This is a genomic window from Martinezella paranaensis, from assembly GCF_014200235.1.
Taxonomy (GTDB): Bacteria; Pseudomonadota; Alphaproteobacteria; order Rhizobiales; family Rhizobiaceae; genus Rhizobium; species Rhizobium paranaense.
Map to the genome: position 1 here is coordinate 239,321 of NZ_JACHBI010000002.1, position 17,505 is coordinate 256,825.

A 17,505-nucleotide genomic window follows, 5' to 3' on the forward strand; every position below is an offset into this window, starting at 1 on the left:
CGTCCTATCCCAGATCGATCACAACGATTTCCGGCGGCACGCCGACACGAACCGGTGCGACCGAACAGCCGAGGCCACCGGAGACGATGATATGCCGGTCCTCCTCGACGATATGGCCATATACATATCGGTCGCCATAGCGCGACGGCAGATAGGGCGACCAGCCGAAAACCCTGACCTGCCCGCCATGCGTATGGCCGGACAATGTCAGCGACACGCGCGACGGTACGGTTGGGAAGATATCGGGCTCGTGCGCAAGGAGGATGACCGGCGCATCGTCATTCACCTGCGCCAGCGTGCCGTCGAGATCATCGAGCCCTTCCGTGAACTGACGCTTCCAGCGGACGCTCCGGCGCAGGGCAAGCTGATCTTCGACACCCGCAAGCCAAAAGCCATGTCCATCCTTTTCCAAGCGAACCGATCGATTGGAATAAACCGGAATTCCGACATCGACCAACGCCTTGTGACTGAATGTCGGGCCATGGCCGTTCTTCTGCGCAGTAGCATCGTGCCACCAGTCATGATTGCCGACGATCGCGTGAACGCCGAGCGGCGCCTTCAGGGCTGCAAGCTCCGCCGCCCATACGCCATGATCGACATGGCCAGTTACGAAATCTGTTCCCGATGTGTAATCGCCCAGGAGAACGATGATATCGCCACCGAGATCGTTGGCGCGGGCGCAGATGGATGCGATGCGATCGGCCGTCATCCACGGCCTGCACGCATGAAAATCGGCAAGCGCCACGATCCTTAGCTTCAGCCCCGGCGTCCAGGCTGGGGGAGTCAACTGGTAACGGGTTGTGCTCAAACGCACCACGGGCTCGTATCCGAAAGCATAGCCACCGAGTGTCAGCAACCCGACGATACTACTGCCGAAAAGCTTCAGAAACCCGCGTCGGCCAATCACTCGCCTTCCTCCTGGAACAGCCTGAACTGCGCTGCCTCCAGGTCCTTCGGCGGCTGCATCCCGAGATGCCGCCAAGCGATCGCCGTCAGCACGCGGCCGCGCGGCGTGCGTTGAATGAAGCCCTGCTGAATCATATAGGGCTCGATGATATCCTCAATCGCATCACGCGGTTCGGAGAGGCCTGCGGCGATGGTTTCGATACCGACCGGGCCGCCGCCGAAATTCACCGCGATCATGTTGAGATAGCGCTTGTCGAGCTGATCGAAACCGACATTGTCGACCAGCAGCCGGGTCAATGCCTCATCGGCGATCTCACGGGTCACAGCCTCGGCCTTCGCCACTTCGGCAAAATCACGCACTCGGCGCAGCAGGCGGCCGGCGATGCGCGGCGTGCCGCGGGCGCGCCGGGCAATCTCGCGCGCGCCTTCTTCAGTCATGCCGAGCCCCATTAGCCGCGCCCCGCGCCGCACGATCAGCTCCAACTCCTCGACGGTATAGAAGCTCAGGCGAACCGGAATGCCGAAACGGTCACGCAGCGGCGTCGTCAACAGGCCGAGACGGGTGGTAGCGGCAACCAGCGTGAATTTGGCGAGGTCGATCTTCACCGACCGCGCCGCCGGGCCTTCGCCGATAATCAAGTCAAGCTGGAAATCCTCCATGGCCGGATAGAGGATTTCTTCCACGGCCGGGTTGAGGCGATGGATTTCATCGATGAAGAGCACATCGCGCTCTTCGAGATTGGTCAGAAGTGCCGCAAGATCGCCGGCCTTGGCGATAACCGGACCGGACGTCGAGCGGAAATTGACGCCAAGCTCCTTCGCCATGATCTGCGCCAGTGTCGTCTTGCCGAGACCGGGTGGACCGACGAACAAGACGTGATCCAGCGCCTCTCCTCGCCCCTTCGCCGCCTCGATGAACACCTTGAGATTGGCACGCGCCTCCGCCTGGCCGGTGAACTCGTCCAGCGACTGCGGCCTCAGCGTCACATCCAGGTCTTCGCCCCGCTTTTCCGGCGATATCAGGCGTGCGGCTTCGCTCATGTCAGAAATTCCATTCCGGGTATGCGTTTCGCGGCTTTTTCATCGAAGGTTACGGTTTTGGCGCAGCCATTACGAGCTGCAATATGGGCCACAACATGATCCGACAGATCGAAATTCAACGGTGCATCGTCCGCTATAAGTTCATCAATGTAGTATTCATCTTCGAAGATCAGTTCTTCCGCCGCCAGCAATTGACGAAAGGCCGCGGCAATCACCTCATTGCCGTATTTATATCTTCGCCGGAGCACCCAGCAAACCTCCGCGAAAACGAGCAAGGAAATGAACGCCGGATCGGCCATTGAACGCTGATTGATGAAGCGCCTCGCAACCTCGAGCTGAGCGGGATCGTCTGCCAAGATAAATCTAAGTAGAACGTTGGTGTCGATGCCAATCATCTTTTATTCTCTGATCCTTTTCCTCAAGATATTCGCCGATTGCCTCGTCGATATCCTCAAGTGACAAGGGCGGCCGGTTGGGATCGTGCAGAAGGCCAGCCAAATCCGCAGCCTTCTTGTTCTTGGCGCGTAGGTAGATCTTGTCGCCATGCATGATGAAGCGGATTTTATCGCCGGGTTTGAGTTTCAGCTTCTCGCGAATCTCGACCGGGATCGTGGTTTGCCCTTTGGAGGTTACCGTAGCATCGTAAATGGTCATGGCTCGTCTCCTTACATTTTTATCTTAGCAAGGAATATTCAGGAAAGAAAGGAATTACCGGGACAGTTCCTTCAATCCCAGCCTGATCAGCTTGGCACTATCTGCCCCCTCGCCCGCCGACTTCATCGCGGCCGCGACTGCGTTCGCGGCCTGATCGCGGGAGTAACCGAGATTGGTAAGCGCGGAAACGGCATCGGCGACCGGAGCGGAAGCGACGCCCTCACCCAATTCCTGCTTGAGGCCGATATTGATCGCCTCGCCCGCAAAAGCCGGCGCCTTGTTCTTCAACTCAGTGACGATGCGCATTGCCACCTTCGGCCCGACACCCGGCGCACGGGACACGGCGCTGCGATCCTGCAGCGCGATCGCGTTGGCAAGCTCCGCCGGCGTCAGCGTCGACAACAGCGCCAGCGCCACCTTCGCGCCAATGCCCTGCACGGTCTGCAGAAGATTGAACCACTCCCGCTCCAACACCGACGTAAACCCGAAAAGGCGAATCTGGTCCTCGCGGACATAGGTTTCGATGAAGAGAACGCAGGCTTCCCCCACGGAGCCAAGCTTCGACAGCGTGCGCGCCGAGCAATAGGCGACGTAGCAGACACCATGTACATCCACGAGCGCATAGTCCTCGCCGATCTCTTCGATTGTGCCTTTCAACTTGCCGATCATGAATGATGTCCGTCAGGGATGGGTTTCGGGGAGATGAGGTCAAGTGAAGGAAAGTAGGAGCGGTAACGAAAACAAACTACCCCGCCAGTGCCGCCTGACGCATCCGGCTGGCACCGCGATTGTGGGCATGGCAGATGGCGATGGCCAGCGCGTCGGCGGCGTCGTTTCCCTTGAACTCTACTTTCGGCATCAAGATCTTCAGCATCATATGGATCTGCTGCTTCTCGCCATGCCCCACGCCAATCACCGCCTTCTTGACGGCGTTCGGCGCATATTCCGCAACCTGCAGTCCGGCGCGCGCCGGCACCAACATGGCGATCCCGCGCGCCTGACCGAGCTTGAGCGTCGCCACCGCGTCCTTATTGACGAAGGTCTGTTCGACGGCGGCTTCATCCGGCTTGTAGCTGTGGACGATATCGGCAAGCCCGTCATGAAGCTGGCATAGGCGCGACGCGAGATCCATCTCGCCATCCGATGTCACTGTTCCCGAGGCAACGAAACGCAGGGAATTGCCCAATGTGTCGATAATGCCCCAGCCGGTACGGCGCAGGCCGGGATCGATGCCGATGATTCGAATCATGTTCTGCATGCGTTAACCTATCTTTGGAGCAGCAGATGTGCCAGCAAAATGTGAACAAAACAAAAACAAACTCCCGACGCTATCGCCTTTCTGTAGTTCTGAAATCACGATGACGAAATTGCAGGGCGGGGTTTGGAATGGAGTGTCCGCGCTCCTACATGGAGAGAATTGCTCCTCCCCTTTCACCACGCAGGTTTCTTGCCATGGTCCCCTTTTCCATTCTCGATCTTTCGCCCGTTGCCGAGGGCAGCACCGTCAGCCAATCCTTCGAGAGCTCGAAGCGCATGGCGCAGAAGGCGGAAGCGCTTGGCTACACCAGGTTCTGGCTGGCCGAGCATCACGGCATGCCAGGCATCGCCAGCGCCGCGACCGCGGTCGTGATCGGCCATGTCGGAGCAGCGACTTCGCGTATCCGCATCGGCTCGGGCGGCGTCATGCTGCCGAACCATTCTCCGCTGGTAATCGCGGAGCAATTCGGCACGCTGGAAGCCCTGTTCCCGGGCCGCGTCGATCTCGGCCTCGGCCGCGCGCCGGGCACGGATATGCGCACCGCGCAGGCACTGCGCCGCAATCTCGATGCCGGCGCTCAGAGCTTTCCCAACGATATTGTCGAGCTGCAGCACCTATTCAGCCCGGCCGACGAGAACCAATCGATCCTTGCCGTGCCCGGCAACGGTGCCAAGGTGCCCATCTGGCTGCTCGGTTCAAGCCTCTACAGCGCCCATCTCGCCGCCATGCTCGGTCTGCCCTATGCCTTCGCCTCGCATTTTGCGCCGGAAGCGCTGCTCGACGCAGTCGCCATCTATCGCGACCGTTTCACGCCATCGGCAACGCTCGACAAGCCCTATGTGATGGTCGGCGTGATGGGTTCGGCCGCGGATACGGATGAAGAAGCGCAATATCACTTCACCTCGGCACAGCAGCAATTCGTCAACCTGCGCCGCAATGTCCGTGGCCCCTTCCCCCGTCCCCGCAAGGACATGGATGATTTCTGGACGCCGATGGAAAAGCTGAACGTCGAGCACACGCTGCGCTATGCCGTCGTCGGCTCACCCGCGACGGCGGAAGCCAAGCTTTCTCAGTTCATCAAGGATACGGAAGCGGACGAAGTGATCATCTCGATGCCGATCCACGACATCGAGGCGCGGCTGAGATCGGTGGAACTATTCGCGCAATTGCCGTCGTTCAAAAAGGCGGCCTGAAAAACAAAAGACCCCATTCTCCGTTAGGCAAAGCCTTGTGAGAATGGGGTCTATTTTTTTGGCAGAAGAAATTAGGCCGAAAGCTTGGCCAGAATCTCGTCGGAGACTTCGAAGTTCGAGTAGACGTTCTGCACGTCGTCATCATCTTCCAGGCTGTCGATGAGCTTCATCAGCGACTGTGCCTTTTCTTCGTCGACCGGCACATTGTTCTGGGCACGCCAGATCGCCTTGACGGTTTCGGCTTCGCCAAGCGTCGCTTCGAGCGCCTTGGCGACTTCGTTCATCGCTTCGAAACCGCAGATGATGGTGTGGCCTTCTTCGTCGCTCTCGACATCGTCGGCGCCGGCTTCGATGGCGGCTTCCATCACCTTATCGGCATCGCCGACCTCGGGCTTGTAGGTGATTTCGCCGACATGGTCGAAGGAGAAGGAGACGGAACCAGTTTCGCCGAGCGCGCCGCCAGCCTTGGTGAAGATCGAACGGACGTTCGACGCGGTGCGGTTGCGATTGTCGGTCAGAGCCTCGACGATGATCGCCGTGCCGCCCGGGCCGTAGCCCTCATAACGGACCGCATCGTAATTCTCGGTGTCCGCGCCGGAGGCTTTCTTGATGGCGCGATCGATATTGTCCTTCGGCATCGACTGCGCCTTGGCGTTCTGGATCGCCAGGCGCAAACTTGCGTTCATGCTCGGATCAGGCAGACCCGTTTTGGCGGCGACAGTGATTTCACGCGCCAGCTTGGAGAACATTTTCGAACGCACGGAGTCCTGACGGCCCTTGCGATGCATGATGTTTTTAAACTGTGAATGGCCAGCCATGGCACCCCTGTTCACGTCTTTTGTTGGGAATGGGCCGCCTTATAAGAGCGAAGTGGCTTTCATTCAAGCAAAAAGCCCGCGATGACGCCCCCGACAGGGCGCCCGGCAGCGATATCCTTCGAAGGTGTGCCCGGGCGGAGGGAGAGGGCCGCCCGGGCATCGTGCTGATCGGCTCAAAGCCCCTTCAGCACGTAAATCAGCGGCTTTCGCGGCAGCGTTTTCAGCGAAATCGTGGTGCTTGCGGTCGGCGCATAGGCTACGTCGAAATCCGGACCGAACATCGTCAGGAATTGCTGTATCGGCGGTCCCCAGCGATGCATGGGCAGAATGAGCGACGAACGCAGCCGCTTCACCACCCGGCTCATGCTATCCGCGCCCATGGTAAGGCCGCCATCGACCGGCACCATGACGACATCGAGCCGGCCGATCTCGGCATATTGCTTGTCGTTGAGCTCGAAATGCAGGTGGCCAAGATGGCCAATGCAAAGGCCCGCCACTTCGAAGATGAAGATCGAATTGCCGTTCGCCTCGACGCCTCCCGACAGGGAGCGGATATCGGTCACCACATTGCGGATCAGCGTATCGCCGACGGTCAAATTGATCTTCGCCGGCTCGCCGGGCGTATCGCTCCAGCCGTGCAGCACATATTTGATCGCCGGGTCCGGCGTCAGCGTGTAATGGCTCGGATGCGCCTTGTTCATCGTAACGACATCAGGCGTATGGGGCGGTGGGAAGACGCCGCTGAAATCAGTCGCGATCGACACGCCGCCGGGAGTCTCGATGAAGAGAGTGGCATGACCGAGGAAAGTGATTTTTACATCGCCGCCGACGGAATCGTTGGCCGGCGTCGGGGCTGAACCGGTAAAGCTGGCAAATGTCGCCTGCGGCAGCGACTGCGCGACGGCCTGACATTGGCTGACATGTGGGCGGGAAGGTCTCTCCTGGGCGTCTGCGACACTGCAACCTGCCACAGTGAGCAGGAAGATCACAGCGAAGACGGGAAATCGCAGCATCATGCCACCCTTTCAGCTCCACAGAGGGCGAAGGATGCGGCATGGCCTGAGGTACGTCCAGCGGCAATCCCGATCGGATTGCTCACAATCGCGTCATCGCCGCCGGGCGGTCAGCGGCTGGGCTAACGCCAGAATTCCGGAATGGTCTCGGCCAGGCGCGGTCCAATCCTGAGAGGCGCGATCTTTTCGGCAAGCCCCGTCGCATCCGATATCTCGACACCGACGCCGCAGATGGTGGCCGGGCCGGAAGCGGCCTCGAAACGACCCTTCGGCATCTTCGAAATGAAACGGTTGAGCGGCTCTTCCTTTTCCATGCCAAGCGACGAATCGTAATCGCCGCACATGCCGGCATCCGACATGTAGGCGGTGCCGCCGTTCAGGATCTGCGCGTCGGCAGTCGGCACATGCGTGTGCGTGCCGACGACGAAGCTGGCGCGGCCATCGACGAAATGGCCGAAACACTGCTTTTCGCTGGTCGCTTCGGCATGGAAATCGAACACGATGGCGTCCGCCTGCTCCTTCAGCGGGCAGGCATCGAGGATCGCTTCCGCCGACTTGAACGGATCGTCCAGTTCCGGATGCATGAAGACGCGGCCCATGATATTGGCAACGAGTACGCGGGCGCCATTGCGGGCATAATAGATGCCGGAACCACGACCGGGTGTGCCGGCAGGATAATTGGCGGGGCGCAGGAACTGATCATGGCGCTCGCAGAACACCACCGCTTCCTTCTGATCCCAGACGTGATTGCCCGTCGTCACCACATCGGCGCCGGCATTGATCGTTTCCAGAAAAATGTCCTCAGTGATGCCGAAGCCGCCGGCGGCGTTCTCGCCATTGACGATGACGAAGTCGAGCTTCAGATCGGAGATGAGGCCCGGCAGGCGATCCCAAACCGCAACCCGTCCGGTCTTGCCGACCATGTCACCTAAAAATAGCAGCCGCATTTCCTATCCAATCTCTACGGAGACGAAATTGAGTCCGCTCTCGGTCAAAATCGCGTCCAGGCGGACATCATGCGGCTCAGCCGGTACTGATGGCACTTCTTGGCAATCGAATGCAATGCCGATCAACCGTGGATTCAGCCCTTTTTGCTGCAATCGATCGATGGCGCGGTCGTAATAGCCCGCGCCGTAGCCAATACGATGGCCGGTATTGTCGAAAGCCGAAAGCGGCACCAGCATAATATGCGGGTCCAACACCGCAGCCTCTGGCCCCGGCCCTGCTGTGCCAAAGCCGCTGGAAACGAGCGGCGCACCCGCAACGAGTTCGCGAAAAACGATGGTGCGTTTGTCGAGGATGACCGGCACGCAGAGCCTTGCACCCCGCTCGCGCAGCCGCGCCATCAGCGGCCGTATATCCACTTCGGATCGGATCGGCAGGAAGCCGGATATGATCTCTCCGGGTTGAAACTCGATCGCATCGCCGGCATGCGCGAGCATCGCCAGCCCCTTTTCGATACGCTCATCGGGAGAAATGGCATCACGCGCTGCCAGGCGCTCGGTGCGATATAGGGTTTTCAGCTCTTTGGGGGTCATCGGGCTTTCGTGGATTTCGACAATATCACGAAAACATAATGAGCTGGCGGCCCATTGCAATGCGTGAACGCGACATGCGGTGATTGCATGCTCGCCAGTCGGACGTCAACCGTCCCGGCGCATCACCGAAATCCCGCCATCTCCATCGACATGCGCTCGAACATTCTCATAGTTCAGCAGCGTCGGATGATTGGTATCGACCGGATGGGAATGCGTCGCCGTAATCACCATGACGTCGGCGCCAGCGGATTCGCCCGCCCTGATGCCGGCCATCACGTCTTCGAAAACCAGGCAATCGGACGGTCGCAGACCGAGGCGCTCAGCGCCGAGAATGTAGCATTGCGGATCGGGCTTGCCGATCTTGACGTCTTCGGCGGTGACGATGAAGCGTGGAACCGGGATGCCGGCGGCGGCAAGGCGCGCCAGGGCAAGCCGATGTGGCGAGGAAGTGACGATCGCCCAGCGCTCCGGCGGCAGCGAGGCTAGGAATTCGATGGCACCCGGCAGAGGCACCACGCCTTCCACGTCGGCGATTTCCGCTTCCATGATCAACATCGACTCCGCTACCGGATCGACGCCCGGCAGGTTGAGCCGGCCGATCGTATCGACGCCGCGCGCACCGTGCATGGTCGGCATGAACGCCTCAACATCCAGCCCCTTGCCGCGCGCCCAATCCCCCCAGACACGCTCGGCGGCAGCGATCGAATTGATGATCGTGCCATCCATGTCGAACAGGAATCCGGAATAGCTTTTGTCAAAGGCGAAAGACGGTGCGGCGGACAAGGTTAGTCCCTTTCGGTTTGGCGGGATCAGTCGGCGAGCCAGGGCTCACTCACGATATCTCTGCTCCGACTACCGACAGCGGCGGCAAGAAGCAAATGAATGCTGGATGGCAGGTGGGAAAACGCCGGCTCACCGAGCTCTGGCATATCCATCATCGCGGCAGGATGCGCGACGGAGCAGACCGCCGCGCATAGCGCTATATTATTCGCCGAGCCGGCTCTTCAGACCGTCGATGATATGATTGGCCAGCGCCTCGTAGTCGTCATCGAAATGGTGGCCACCATCCATGGCGATGACTTCGGCGCCCGTGCCCTTTAGCGAAGGGCAGGCGACGTCCTCGTCGTCATCCTTGCCGTAGATGCATTGAACCGTCTTCGGATTGATAGACTTGAGATCGGCGAGGGGATCGCCGCCTTTGCCTTCGCTCTCGGCGCCGAGCCAGCCCATGACCGAGATCACATAGTCGACTTTGCGCGACAGCGACAGCAGCGACATCTGCACGATCTTGTCCTTATCCGCCTGCTTCAGGCGGTTGTAGCTCGCCGGCAGCACGTCGGCGCCGAAGGAATAGCCGATCAGCACCACATGCTTCACCTTGAAGCGCTTGGTGTAGTACTGGATCATGCGGGCGAGATCGTCGGCCGTCTGCTGCGGATCGCGCTCCGACCAGAAGTAGTGCAGTGAATCGACACCAACGACGGGGATGCCCTGGTCCTGCAGATAGCTGCCGACCTCTTTATCGATATCGCGCCAGCCGCCATCCCCGGAATAGACGATCGCCAGCGTGTCTTCCGTCGGCTTGGTGTTCATGACATCGACCGGCAGGCCGAGCGGCGACTTTTCACTGTCGATCGTCTTCATCAGATCCACCAGCCCGTCGCTCAGCGCCGCATAGGCGTCATCCTGGTCGGAATCAGTGACCTTGACGTCTGGATGCTCCTTCTGGATCTCCTCGACATGATCGCGTCCATCCTTGGGAGCCTTCGAGGTGAAGGTGGCAAGAATCGGGTTTGGCAGCGCGCCGTCTTGCAGGCCGAAGGACACCATGTCGCCATCGGTCTTCTTTTCGGCCGGCGTGCAAAGCTCCTGCTTCAGCGCGATGCCGAAGGTCGGATCGACAGCAAGCGTGCCGGCCACGGTGGCGTCGGGGGTCTGGGCGGCGATGGTCATCGCCATGGCGCCGCCGGCGCCGACACCGGCGATGACAGGCAATTCATAGGTGCTGTCGGCAAGGGAGCGCTGCACCTGCTGGCTCAGCGACTCCAGATCGGAGACCATGTAGATACAGCCGTCATTCTGGCTGACGTCATACTTGTTGAGCGACGCCAGGAAGGACGGATAGTCGATACCGATGACCAGGGTACCATTGGCGACGAGCTTGTCGGCAACGCCCTTTTCCTTGTCGCCCCAGCCGCTGGCGTCGGAGATCAGAACGACCTCGCTCGTCACCTTACCCTGCGGACGCATGATATGCGGCGGGGAGATCATGCCGAGATCGTATTTGGTGCCGTCCTCGTCCGCTTTCGCCGCGCCTGATGCCAGTAGGCCCGTTGTCAACATGAATGCGAAAGCGAATGACATTGCGTATTTCAAGATCATTTCCTCACGACCCCCTTAAGTCCGCCCCCGATGAGGAATGTGGCATCCATCAACGCGATCATTGGACTGACACCTCCCGAAACGGCTAGGTAACGTGGCTGCCATTCGGGATGAAATTTGGATTTGAAGGCACGAAGCCCTTTGAAATTGTAGTAGCGTTCGCCGTGTTCGAAGACAGTTCCGCCGACCCTGTCCCAAACCGGCGCCGATTCCCGCCTCGACATGCCCGATAGCGGCGCCATGCCGAGGTTAAAGCGCTGGAAGCCCTGCTCCTTCAGATACTCGAGAATCTGCACGAACAAAAAATCCATCGACCCCTTCGGCGCATCGGGCGAAAAGCGCATCAGATCGACGGAGCCCTCTTCTTTGGTCTCCGTCATCAGGATGTTTGCGAAAGCAACGATCTTACCATCCTTCTTCAACACGCCTACCGGCTGCGACACGACATAGTCGGGATCGAAAGCGCCAAGCGAAAAACCCTTTTCCTTGGCGTTGTGATCGGCAAGCCATGATTCCGAAACTTCGGCAAGCTGATCGATGACATCGGGCACATGCTGCGGCTCGATAACGGCAAATTCTAGTCCATCACGCACGGCACGGCTCGCCGTCTGGCGAAGATTGGCCCATTTGCCGCCCTTCAGCTCGAAATTCGCGAGATTGACCACCGCCAGCTCGCCGAGCTTGAAAGCACGCAAACCGGCATCGGCGCAATAGGACAAAAGTGTCGGCGATATCTGATAGAACACCGAACGACAGCCGGCCGAACGGGCAGCTTCGACGAAGCGCCAGACAAGCTCCGGCAGCGCGTGCCGAGGCCCGATCGGATCGAACAGCGCGATCCACGAACGGCCCTGCTTGCCATACATGATGAAAGCATCGCCCTTTTCGGAGAACATGATGCTTTTATCGCTCATGCGCACGAGATTGGCGTCGGCGACGCCTTGCTTGCGCACGATTTCAACGGCTCGTTCGACGGCATGGTCGGAAACCGGCTCCAGGCGCGCGGTAGCCGGCCGCAACAGGCTAAAGATCGCGATCGCAGATGACACGATGGAGATGCCGAGCACGGCACGAAGCCCGCGCGGCGCCTCTTCGGTAAATTCGAACTGCCACCAGAGCTGGTTGCTGTAATCCACGTCGCGATAGACGAAAAACAGGATGACAACGGCGCCGATGCAGATCACGGCGATTGCCGTCAACCATCCGCCCGTCAAAGCTTGGTTGAGCAGCGAAGCCGGGCGTGTGAACAACCGGCGGCTGACGACGAGGCCGAAAACGAGGAAGGCGAGAAGCGCAGCCTCGACCACCGCGATGGCCTTCAGCAGCGAGAACAGCAGCGCAAAGACCGCCGAGATGATCGAAACCCACCAGGCGCCATCGAGACGCTGGCCGAGGCCGCGGGCAGCAACGATCATCGCCAGGCCGAGAAGGCTGGAGATAAAGTGCGCGCTTTCGACGAGCGACAGCGGCAGAAAGCTGGAAAGAAATTCGAGGTTCCTGTCCGGCGTCGGCGTCACGCTCGAAAACACCAGCATCATGCCCAGCAGAAGCGCGAAGGTCGACAGCAACTGCGGCATCAGCCGACCGCCGATACGCCGCATGCTGGAAGCGGCCGGGTGGTCGACGAAACGACGCAGCTCCGCCGCCGAAACCGCAAGGATCGCGATCGCCAGCGGGATGACGTTGTAGATGACGCGGTAGAGAACCAGAGAACCGAGAACGGCGTCAGCGTTCACGGAGCTGCCGAGCCACGCGATGATGATCGTCTCGAAAACGCCGAAACCGGCCGGAACGTGGCTGAGCACGCCGAGGCCGACAGCGATGGCGTAGATCGCGAAGAAGCCGGGCCAGCCGATGGCCGAATCCGGCAGCAAGACGTAGAGCACGGAGGCCGACGCGGCGATGTCGACCGCGGTCACCAGGAATTGGCGCGACCAGGTCAGCGAATCCGGCAGTCGGATGGCGATCGGCCCGATCCGAACCTCGCGGCCATTGCGGCCCACGATGATCACTATGGCCAGCGCTGCGAGAATAGCACCGGCGATCAGACGCAGCCACAGGCCGTCGACGTTGATCAGCGGGCCGATCTCATCGGCGATGATCATCAGCGCGATGGCACCGACGGCGGCAAGCCCAAGGCCGAAGGCAAGCGTCACGAAAGCGATGACACGGGTAATGTCGTCCGGGGCCAGACCGAGCCGGGTATAGGCGCGATAGCGGATGGCGCCGGCGCTGAGCGCACCGAAGCCGGCGGTGTTGCCGACGGCATAGGCGCTGAAGGAGGTCAGTGCCACATGCGGGAACGACAGCCGTTTGCCGATATATTCCAGCGCGTTCTGATCATAGAAGATCAGCGAAAAGAAGCTGAGACCCGTAAAGAACAGGGCAAGCAGGATGGACGAGACTTTCGTCGTCGCCAGCGCATGCACCACATCGTCATAGCGCACTTCGTTCGTCAGATCGAAGATCGCATAGGCGGCGATACCGAAGACGGCAACGGTGAGGATAGCGACGATCAGCGTGCGATTGCGGTTCAAGAATCCGCTTATGCCACCGCGCGCTTCCAGTTCCTCATCGGCTTTTTCCAGATCGATTGGGGTCGACATGCTCTACCTGTTTGAATTGGCTTTCGCCGGTCCCGTTTGCTCGGATATGCAGTAACGGTAGTCTGCATCTTCGTGTTACCGCCTGCACTTCTTACGACGGGCTCTTTTTCTCGAGCGCTCCCATCATTCTGAATTTGGGCAATTTTGGCGCAGGACCCGTTCCGCCAGCAATGAATCTGTTATTATTTAAAGGAATTTGTCATTCACCCGGATTTTGAGCTTATCCACACAGAAAAGTGAACAGTGTGACCTGCAATCAACGCAGCTCTCTATCAGGAAATTCCAGCTAGTCACACCTGCCGATGCATCTTTTTGACGATCGTATCTTCCAAATCCGGCACACGTTGCGTTCCCGAGCGCAGCTCGAGCTTGTCGACCCGCTCCAATCTTTGGCGATATTCATCGGTTTGGTGGCCGGTTATGTGCTTTATTCGGCTGGAAGCGCGACCGACGCGGTCGCCTCGACAACTATCCATGGCGCGCAGGCTGACGCAGAGTTTGCACGCTTGGCACCGGGGGTAAGCGCTTGCACTGGTCTTCTCGGCGGCAACGCGCCGCCGGGAAGCTTGCGCGGTTGAGACGGTGAACGGTGAGCAGCGTATGAGCGCTGCCTGTTGCCTCATCGATCCGGCGCCTCCGCAGGCTCGCCGCGCATTTCGCTCAGGAAGAATCCCTCGCGCAGATTGATGTCGTACTCGACGAAAGCCTTCATGCAGCAAAGCATCTGCGTCCAGCCCTCGCAATTCAAATAGGTGCCGCGCCGCCCGGCTGCGTCCTCGCGCCAGCCGGATTCCTCGATCGTCACCAGGGTACCGCCATCCTCCAGCGGTTCGAACGTCATCTCCACCTTGGTCCTGTAGCGCGCTCCGTCTTCGCCGGTGCCGCCTTCCCAGTGAAAGACGATCCGTCGGTCGGGCTTCACCTCGCTGACCTCGACCGGCGCGTTTTTCCACCAGATCACGGTCGTTCCTGCCACGAGCGGCGCGCTGGCGCCGCCGACGGTGGTGAAATAGCTCGAAAGCTTCTTCGGATTGACAACTGCATCGAAGACCTCATCCACCTTGCGGCCGATGCGTCCCGAAATACGAACATTCAACGTCATGGTTTTCCTCCGCTGTGCTCATCTCCATTGCGATCAAGGTCATTATGTTATAAAAACATAACATGTCAAGCGAATCGGACAGCGACCTCATTTTCAAAGCCCTGGCGCACCGCCGTAGGCGCGAAATCCTCGACATGCTCAAGGAGGCACCGAGGACGACCGGCATGCTCTGCGAGACTTTTGCGGATATGGACCGCTGCACGGTGATGCAGCATCTGAAGGTGCTGGAAGAGGCTGATTTGGTAATTGCCAAGAAGGAGGGTCGTGAGCGCTGGAATCATCTCAACAGCCTGCCGATCAAGCAGATTCACGACCGGTGGATCAGCGCCTATGCCGGCCACGCATTATCGATCCTTGACCGGCTGAAAAGCGATCTTGAAGGCTGAGGTTACAGGGGCCTTATGCGCTGGCGCGCCGCGCGATCAGCTTTTTGCGTTCCGACCCAGGAGTGTCTTCAGCTTCTCGCCGGTTCCGTCCTCATCCAGCGGCGTATAGACGACCAGCTTCATATCCGGCCGGTCGATGACGGCAAGTGCCGTATATTCGAACGTCATCAGCCCGCCCTGCGGATGGCGCAAGCGCTTGTAGCCTGCGAGCGGCCGCAGCACTTCCTGTTTCGGCCACCAGGCGCGAAATTCCGGGCTTGTCTGCGTCAACGTAGCGATCAGCCGTTCGAAGTCGGGATCGCCTGCGTAGCGCGCGCTGTCAGCGCGGAACATGGCGAGCGAATTTGCCGCCACGATCTCCCAATCGACCAACAGCTCGCGGTGCGCAGGATCGGTAAATACCCGATGGACGCTATTGCGCGCATCGCCTTGCAACGCGCCGTAATCGCCGAAAAGAGCCACCGCCGCCGAATTCCAGGCAAGCACATCCCAGCGCCGGCCGAGGACATAGGCGGGTTGGCCGGTGAGGCTCGCAAGCATCCGCCGCAGGGATTCCGGCACCTCTTCCGGCCCGCGCGAAGGAATTTCCGCCGACGGCCGATCGCTTAAGGTGAAGAGATGCCGTCGTTCCGCAGGGTCCAGCCGCAATGCATCGGCAAGCGCCGACAGCACTTCCGCCGAAGCACGCACATCCCGCCCCTGCTCCAGCCAGGTGTACCAGGTGGCTCCGACGCCTGCGAGAAGCGCCACTTCCTCGCGTCGCAACCCCGGCGTCCGCCGGCGAAATCCATCCGGCAGACCCACGCTTGCCGGCGTCAGCTTCTCCCGGCGAGATCGAAGAAAAGCGCCGAACTCACGGCGTTTAGCTTCGAGAACGGTCTGGTTTTGATTGATGGTCATGGCTCATCATAGCAGGATGAATACTAGGATAAAACCGGAACTGTTTGCCGCTTTCGCAAACTGCCAAATATCACTGCATGGATGAAATGGAGGTGATTGCGATGGACATGAGCGGCAAGACGATCCTGATCACCGGCTCGACAGACGGCGTCGGCCGCCGGGTTGCCGAAAGGCTTGCTGTATCGGGCGCTATGGTGCTGGTGCATGGACGCGATAAGGCGCGCGGCGAGAGCCTGCTTTCCAATATTCATAATGCGGGCGGAAAAGCCGCCTTTTATCCCGCCGATCTTTCATCGCTCGACGAGGTCCGTGTCCTCGCAGACGCGATCAAGCGCGACCATGATCGCCTCGACATTCTGATCAACAATGCCGGTGTCGGCACCAGCAGCGGCAATGCCGGGCGCCAGGTCAGCCGTGACGGGCACGAGTTGCGCTTTGCGGTGAACTATCTTGCCGGCTTCCTGCTGACGCGCAGCCTGCTGCCGCTGTTGAAGGCGAGCAGCTCGGCCCGCATCGTCAACGTTTCCTCGGCTGGCCAGCAGCCGATCGACTTCTCCGATGTCATGCTGACGCGTGGCTATAGCGGCGTGCGCGCCTATTGCCAGAGCAAGCTGGCGCAGATCATGTTCACGTTCGATCTCGCCGAGGAACTGGCAGGCACCGGCGTCACCGTTAATTGCCTGCACCCCGCGACTTACATGGACACGACCATGGTGCGCCAGGCAGGCGTGACACCCTTGAGCACAGTCGACCAAGGCGCCAACGCCATTCTCAACTTGGCAGCAGCCTCCAACCTCGAAGGACGCACCGGCCTCTATTACGACGGGCAGCGCCCCTCCCGCGCCAACGCCCAGGCCTATGACGCGACAGCACGCAAACGGCCGCGCGCCCTCAGCTACGACCTCACCGGTCTCGCCTGAGCGACCCCGACATCTCCGCCATCAATCATCCAACAAGGAGACGAACCATGTCATCCCAACACGCCGTCATCATTGGCGGCTCATCCGGCATCGGCCTTGCGACCGCCGCCCATCTTCTCGAAAAAGGATATCGGGTGACCATTACAGGTCGCGACGAGGCAAAGCTTCGGGCAGCGCAAAACCTCTCGGGCGATGTCGCGACGATCGTCATGGACGCCGCCGACGTCACTGGTCTTGCCGGAATTTTCCAGACGATCGGGCCTTTCGATCATCTCGTCCTGGCACTCGGCGGCGGCAATGGCGGTGGCCCCTTCGCAACCGTCGACCTTGCCGATCTCAAGAAGGGTTTCGAGCAGAAGACGATGGCGCATTTTGCCTGCGCTCAGGCTTGTCTTCCCTATCTCTCAAAGGAAGGCAGCATCACCTTCGTCTCCGCCGTCTCAGCCCAGGCGGCCTTACCGGGAACAGCAGGGCTTGCAGCCGTCAACGCCGCAATCGCCGCCCTTGCGCCAGTTCTTGCCGTCGAACTCAAGCCGATCCGGGTGAACTGCGTCTCGCCCGGCGTCGTTGACACGCCGTGGTGGGATTTCCTCGGCGAAGAACAGAAGGCGCCAGCCTTTGCCGGCTTCGCCGCACGTACGCCGGTTGGACGTGTCGGGCGCCCGCGGGAGATCGCCGAAGCCATCGCCTTCCTGATCAGCAACGGCTTCACCAGCGGCCACACGCTGATCTGCGACGGCGGCATCCGTCTCGGTCAATAACCGCGAGCGCGCCGTTGCCGATCATCC

At 60.1% G+C, this 17,505-nt stretch carries 19 protein-coding genes; 4 read left to right on the forward strand and 15 right to left on the reverse strand.

What is annotated here, in order from left to right; all coding sequences use genetic code 11:
* Nucleotides 1-4: 4 nt before the first annotated feature.
* From GGD50_RS07195 to ruvC, 6 genes are all read right to left on the reverse strand, one after another.
* Nucleotides 5-907, reverse strand: a complete 903-nt coding sequence (locus tag GGD50_RS07195) for a metallophosphoesterase (protein ID WP_107109102.1) — start codon at nt 905-907, stop codon at nt 5-7.
* Complete coding sequence (gene ruvB / locus GGD50_RS07200) at nt 904-1,947, reverse strand: Holliday junction branch migration DNA helicase RuvB (protein ID WP_107109103.1); 1,044 nt, start codon at nt 1,945-1,947, stop codon at nt 904-906. Before ruvB ends, GGD50_RS07195 begins: the two co-directional genes overlap by 4 nt.
* Entirely contained in the window at nt 1,944-2,342 is a 399-nt protein-coding gene (locus GGD50_RS07205) for a type II toxin-antitoxin system VapC family toxin (RefSeq protein WP_107109104.1), read from the reverse strand. The genes ruvB and GGD50_RS07205 overlap by 4 nt, the downstream gene beginning before the upstream one ends.
* Nucleotides 2,311-2,601 carry an AbrB/MazE/SpoVT family DNA-binding domain-containing protein gene (locus tag GGD50_RS07210; protein WP_107109105.1) on the reverse strand — a complete coding sequence of 97 codons (291 nt, stop codon included), beginning with the start codon at nt 2,599-2,601 and terminating at the stop codon, nt 2,311-2,313. The genes GGD50_RS07205 and GGD50_RS07210 overlap by 32 nt, the downstream gene beginning before the upstream one ends.
* 54 nt (nt 2,602-2,655) lie before the next feature.
* Nucleotides 2,656-3,270: a Holliday junction branch migration protein RuvA gene (gene ruvA / locus GGD50_RS07215; protein WP_107109106.1), complete on the reverse strand. Its 615-nt coding sequence runs from the start codon at nt 3,268-3,270 to the stop codon at nt 2,656-2,658.
* A gap of 76 nt (nt 3,271-3,346) precedes the next feature.
* Nucleotides 3,347-3,859 (reverse strand): crossover junction endodeoxyribonuclease RuvC, encoded by a 513-nt coding sequence (gene ruvC, locus GGD50_RS07220; protein WP_107109107.1) that lies wholly within the window; start codon nt 3,857-3,859, stop codon nt 3,347-3,349.
* Nucleotides 3,860-4,053: 194 nt separating this feature from the next.
* On the opposite strand from ruvC, the gene GGD50_RS07225 reads away from it, so the two are divergent.
* Nucleotides 4,054-5,052: an LLM class flavin-dependent oxidoreductase gene (locus tag GGD50_RS07225; RefSeq protein ID WP_107109108.1), complete on the forward strand. Its 999-nt coding sequence runs from the start codon at nt 4,054-4,056 to the stop codon at nt 5,050-5,052.
* 71 nt (nt 5,053-5,123) lie between these two features.
* Here GGD50_RS07225 and GGD50_RS07230 read toward each other — a convergent pair whose 3' ends face one another.
* From GGD50_RS07230 to GGD50_RS07265, 8 genes are all read right to left on the reverse strand, one after another.
* Nucleotides 5,124-5,870 carry a YebC/PmpR family DNA-binding transcriptional regulator gene (locus GGD50_RS07230; protein WP_107109109.1) on the reverse strand — a complete coding sequence of 249 codons (747 nt, stop codon included), beginning with the start codon at nt 5,868-5,870 and terminating at the stop codon, nt 5,124-5,126.
* 173 nt (nt 5,871-6,043) lie between these two features.
* On the reverse strand, nt 6,044-6,886 hold the full coding sequence (locus GGD50_RS07235; RefSeq protein ID WP_107109110.1) for an MBL fold metallo-hydrolase: 843 nt from the start codon (nt 6,884-6,886) through the stop codon (nt 6,044-6,046).
* Nucleotides 6,887-7,005: 119 nt separating this feature from the next.
* Nucleotides 7,006-7,830: a TIGR00282 family metallophosphoesterase gene (locus tag GGD50_RS07240; protein WP_107109111.1), complete on the reverse strand. Its 825-nt coding sequence runs from the start codon at nt 7,828-7,830 to the stop codon at nt 7,006-7,008.
* 3 nt (nt 7,831-7,833) lie between these two features.
* Nucleotides 7,834-8,421 carry a 5-formyltetrahydrofolate cyclo-ligase gene (locus tag GGD50_RS07245; protein WP_107109112.1) on the reverse strand — a complete coding sequence of 196 codons (588 nt, stop codon included), beginning with the start codon at nt 8,419-8,421 and terminating at the stop codon, nt 7,834-7,836.
* Nucleotides 8,422-8,526: 105 nt separating this feature from the next.
* Entirely contained in the window at nt 8,527-9,204 is a 678-nt protein-coding gene (locus GGD50_RS07250; protein WP_245407505.1) for an HAD-IA family hydrolase, read from the reverse strand.
* A gap of 201 nt (nt 9,205-9,405) precedes the next feature.
* Nucleotides 9,406-10,803, reverse strand: coding sequence for a virulence factor (locus tag GGD50_RS07255; RefSeq protein ID WP_107109113.1), 1,398 nt, complete (start codon nt 10,801-10,803; stop codon nt 9,406-9,408).
* The gene (gene mprF, locus GGD50_RS07260; RefSeq protein WP_107109114.1) at nt 10,800-13,409 is read right to left on the reverse strand and encodes a bifunctional lysylphosphatidylglycerol flippase/synthetase MprF; all 2,610 of its coding nucleotides are present in this window, start codon (nt 13,407-13,409) and stop codon (nt 10,800-10,802) included. The genes GGD50_RS07255 and mprF overlap by 4 nt, the downstream gene beginning before the upstream one ends.
* Nucleotides 13,410-14,028: 619 nt before the next feature.
* Nucleotides 14,029-14,511, reverse strand: a complete 483-nt coding sequence (locus tag GGD50_RS07265; RefSeq protein WP_107109116.1) for an SRPBCC domain-containing protein — start codon at nt 14,509-14,511, stop codon at nt 14,029-14,031.
* 62 nt (nt 14,512-14,573) lie between these two features.
* On the opposite strand from GGD50_RS07265, the gene GGD50_RS07270 reads away from it, so the two are divergent.
* A complete protein-coding gene (locus GGD50_RS07270; protein ID WP_107109117.1) occupies nt 14,574-14,897 on the forward strand; it encodes an ArsR/SmtB family transcription factor in 324 nt (107 codons plus the stop codon).
* A gap of 36 nt (nt 14,898-14,933) precedes the next feature.
* On the opposite strand, the gene GGD50_RS07275 is transcribed toward GGD50_RS07270, so the two are convergent.
* A complete protein-coding gene (locus GGD50_RS07275; protein ID WP_107109118.1) occupies nt 14,934-15,797 on the reverse strand; it encodes a helix-turn-helix transcriptional regulator in 864 nt (287 codons plus the stop codon).
* A 101-nt stretch (nt 15,798-15,898) separates the two neighbouring features.
* Here GGD50_RS07275 and GGD50_RS07280 point away from each other — a divergent pair, with 101 nt between their 5' ends.
* Entirely contained in the window at nt 15,899-16,717 is an 819-nt protein-coding gene (locus GGD50_RS07280) for an SDR family NAD(P)-dependent oxidoreductase (RefSeq protein ID WP_107109460.1), read from the forward strand.
* 47 nt (nt 16,718-16,764) lie between these two features.
* Nucleotides 16,765-17,478 carry an SDR family oxidoreductase gene (locus GGD50_RS07285; protein WP_107109119.1) on the forward strand — a complete coding sequence of 238 codons (714 nt, stop codon included), beginning with the start codon at nt 16,765-16,767 and terminating at the stop codon, nt 17,476-17,478.
* The last annotated feature ends 27 nt before the right edge of the window (nt 17,479-17,505 follow it).

Coding starts and splice junctions, on each gene's coding strand:
- ruvB (WP_107109103.1), bottom strand. CDS start 1,947: ATGAGCGAAGCCGCACGCCTGATATCGCCGGAAAAGCGGGGCGAAGAC.
- GGD50_RS07205 (WP_107109104.1), bottom strand. CDS start 2,342: ATGATTGGCATCGACACCAACGTTCTACTTAGATTTATCTTGGCAGAC.
- GGD50_RS07210 (WP_107109105.1), bottom strand. CDS start 2,601: ATGACCATTTACGATGCTACGGTAACCTCCAAAGGGCAAACCACGATC.
- ruvA (WP_107109106.1), bottom strand. CDS start 3,270: ATGATCGGCAAGTTGAAAGGCACAATCGAAGAGATCGGCGAGGACTAT.
- ruvC (WP_107109107.1), bottom strand. CDS start 3,859: ATGCAGAACATGATTCGAATCATCGGCATCGATCCCGGCCTGCGCCGT.
- GGD50_RS07225 (WP_107109108.1), top strand. CDS start 4,054: ATGGTCCCCTTTTCCATTCTCGATCTTTCGCCCGTTGCCGAGGGCAGC.
- GGD50_RS07230 (WP_107109109.1), bottom strand. CDS start 5,870: ATGGCTGGCCATTCACAGTTTAAAAACATCATGCATCGCAAGGGCCGT.
- GGD50_RS07235 (WP_107109110.1), bottom strand. CDS start 6,886: ATGATGCTGCGATTTCCCGTCTTCGCTGTGATCTTCCTGCTCACTGTG.
- GGD50_RS07240 (WP_107109111.1), bottom strand. CDS start 7,830: ATGCGGCTGCTATTTTTAGGTGACATGGTCGGCAAGACCGGACGGGTT.
- GGD50_RS07245 (WP_107109112.1), bottom strand. CDS start 8,421: ATGACCCCCAAAGAGCTGAAAACCCTATATCGCACCGAGCGCCTGGCA.
- GGD50_RS07255 (WP_107109113.1), bottom strand. CDS start 10,803: ATGATCTTGAAATACGCAATGTCATTCGCTTTCGCATTCATGTTGACA.
- mprF (WP_107109114.1), bottom strand. CDS start 13,409: ATGTCGACCCCAATCGATCTGGAAAAAGCCGATGAGGAACTGGAAGCG.
- GGD50_RS07265 (WP_107109116.1), bottom strand. CDS start 14,511: ATGACGTTGAATGTTCGTATTTCGGGACGCATCGGCCGCAAGGTGGAT.
- GGD50_RS07270 (WP_107109117.1), top strand. CDS start 14,574: ATGTCAAGCGAATCGGACAGCGACCTCATTTTCAAAGCCCTGGCGCAC.
- GGD50_RS07275 (WP_107109118.1), bottom strand. CDS start 15,797: ATGACCATCAATCAAAACCAGACCGTTCTCGAAGCTAAACGCCGTGAG.
- GGD50_RS07280 (WP_107109460.1), top strand. CDS start 15,899: ATGGACATGAGCGGCAAGACGATCCTGATCACCGGCTCGACAGACGGC.
- GGD50_RS07285 (WP_107109119.1), top strand. CDS start 16,765: ATGTCATCCCAACACGCCGTCATCATTGGCGGCTCATCCGGCATCGGC.